This window comes from Kaarinaea lacus (genome assembly GCF_975902315.1).
In genome coordinates this window covers 1-2961 of the sequence record NZ_CDLKIE010000134.1, presented here as the reverse complement: position 1 = coordinate 2961, position 2961 = coordinate 1, and the positions used below count along the sequence as shown (strand labels likewise).

Sequence of the window (2961 nt, the reverse complement as noted above, 5' to 3'; positions counted from 1 at the left end):
GCAATCTGGTGCGAAGCCAGAAATCCTTCCAGTGCCACACCGCTGGGTAACTGTTGTTGAATTTCTGTAAATACAGTTTGTACTGCGGGATTTGTGACACCAATTCCGGTCACGGCAGACATGGTGCCATTGATTTCCTCAAACATCCTGATACCCGCTATGTAATTGCTATTCGCCAGTCCCGCAACAGGATCAGAGTAGGCATAGTTTAGCGGAATCGGTGTACCGTTTTGTGACTGTGCTCCTGCAATACCGTCAAAGTTTTCAAAGGTTAGATAGAACTGGTCAGCAGTGTCTCCAGTCGCCCCATTTTGCTTGGCAATGATTGTGCCTGAAGCTCTGACGGGAATGTTATTAGTGACAACACCATCAATCGTTGCCGAAGTTGTTCCAATCAGGCCGACATGCCGTGGGTTACTGGTATTGGTCAGGTCTGGCATGCTGATGGATTCGTTCATGTTCAGGAATGCCTGTCCAGCTGAGGCCAGTCGTCCATTCACGCCAATGCGCATGCCTTGAATCTGCAGGCTGGCTATTGAAGCGGGTGACAGTGCTGGGACCGTGCCATCAGCCAGTGGCTGTGGATCAAGTACCACAAACGCCGGATCAGAAAACAGGTAACTGTAATCATCAAATTCCGCGACTTCCATCCAGATATAACTGGTATCAGGAATGTTAGAACTCAAATGGCCTACTTTAAACAGCAGGTGATATTTCTGACCGACACCAGCGTCAAAGTTTTGCGTGATTTCTTCCTGGGTCAGGGCGCGATTGTAAATTGCGACCATACGTATTTTGCCCAACCACTGGTTAGCACCACCGACATCGGCGCCCAGGGTAAATACATAGCTTGGGTCCCAATCCGAGAGAGAGCCACCGGTTACCGTATCCGCGTCACCAGTAAACTGGCCGTTGACGTAAATGCGACGACCATTCACTGAGTCATAGGTCATCACCACGTGTTGCTGTGTGGCCTGCAAGTCTTCGTCGTTGGGATCGGTGATCAATGTGGGTTGACCATTAGCCCGGTTGGCAAGATCAAGCCCTGAAGCCGTATCACGATTCAGGAATTCATAACTATACAGGGTTTGGCCCAGACTGAAGTTACGTTCGGTATCGCTGAATGAGTAACTGGCAATAATCGCGGGTCCTTCCTGAGTTACATTCGCAGGTACCACCCAGGCTTCCATGGTAAACGCGTTGTTGGTAACGATCTGGTCGTAAAGTTTCTGGCTGTCTGCAATGGATGCCGCGGTAGCGCGACCACCGGGATTAAATTCAATACCCCAGCCGCCGACCCAGTCCACGTTATCATTCAGCACCAGGTCAATTTTTGGTTGAACGGTACTGGTGTCTTCCGCGACGTTATCACCATCCAGGTTTTTAAATTCCCATAATGCAATCTGCCCCGCAGTAACCCGTTGGCCACCGGCAATCACCTGGCCTTCCTCTAATTTGAGACCCTGGCTGGTAGTTTGGGTAGTGGTTTCAGTTCCTTCCACCACAGGTTGGACATAGCTGGGATTATTAATAATCGCAGTATTCCAGGCCTGGATTGCCGATAACATGGCAGCCGCGTCATTATTACAGGCACTCCAGCAGTTGTGGGAATCCTGAGCCAGGCGTAAATACATGCGAGAGTTTGCGGGATTGTTTATGTCAATTTTACGATTTTCTACAACCGCATTGAAAGCGGCTGCCGGATCAGTATCAGCAAAGTAAGGCTGCTGGCGCTGTGCTTGAGGCGCATCTTCGGAATGGCAGCGGCTACAGTACTGGCTCACGATGGGATTATAAACATGTGTTTCGTAACCGGCCTGGTCTGCTCCCGGTGTGGCTGGAGGTGATACATTGCCCAGTACGATTTGTTCCGCACTCGGCGTAGTATCAACACTCGGCCATTCCAGTCTGGATGCAACACTGCCCAAATCTTCGGAGGGCTGGTTGTTAGTTCCGCCGCTGGTTGGATTTAGCCAGGCTTCAAGAGCAGCTCCCAACTGATTGCCACATTCCGCAAAGTCTTTTTGGCCGCCGGTATTGGGTATTTCTATCCAGCAGTTGTGATTGTTGTCGCGAACCTTTGTGACTATAAATGAATTAACGGGGTCATTGCGGTCAATGCGGTTATTGGCTTTTACCGCTTCATAGGCAATTAGAATGTCGGACTGACCAAATGCACCTGTTCCACTTCCACCTTCAACGTGGCAGCCGGCGCATCGTTCAGGTCGAGCCAATATGTCTAACCAGACCTGGTTTCTAAATCCCCGGCAGTCTTCAACATCACTGGCACCGTCGCAACTATCATTCATCAATCCGGTTCCAGTGGGACTGTTTTCGACACCAGACCCACTACCACAACCATATAATGTTGTGATCATGAGGCATGCGCCCAGCAATCGTAGAAGCTGAGTTGAGTAACTGTTTACTGAGGTTGTTAAGCGGCTAGGCCCATTCATTGTAATTCTCCAGAAACCTATTCCTGTTCGATTTTTAATATTCAATACGCGGCTCATTGCTGGTTCTCCTGTTAATTGCCCATACAAAGTGCCGCAATTTCGGCAAATAAGTCTTTCATCCTGTAGTTCATATCACCAGAGTCCATAAACCTTGAAGTTAAGGTTGCGATATCCGTGTTGTGATTTGAGATGGGATCTTGCAGGCATACCTGCCTGTAAACTTTTTCAACCTGGCATTGTGCGAAGGCTTCACTGTTAGCAAGTTCGTCGCCCATTGATGCGGCGCCGGTACCAGATGTTTCTGTGGCGTTACCTGCCCATCCCAGTCCGCCATTAGGTCCCTGACGCCAGTAGTTGGTCCAGCGATCGTCAGGTGTACGATAACCATGTTCGAAGTTGGTACTATTAATATGATACTTGGCTTGTACATTACCGGGTGTGTAGATAGTGTGGCCGTTACTACCGTCCTCATTTTCCACCCACTCATAATAAGCATAGGCTTGCG

2 protein-coding genes are annotated in these 2961 nt (G+C 49.4%); both read right to left on the bottom strand.

Translation table 11 applies throughout. The features are described from left to right. On the bottom strand, positions 1-2378 hold a 2378-nt coding region (locus ACWVCM_RS03680), incomplete at its 3' end, for a LamG domain-containing protein (protein ID WP_455200359.1). Between the two features lie 149 nt (positions 2379-2527). Continuing rightward, on the bottom strand, positions 2528-2961 hold a 434-nt coding region (locus ACWVCM_RS03675; RefSeq protein WP_455200358.1), incomplete at its 5' end, for a hypothetical protein.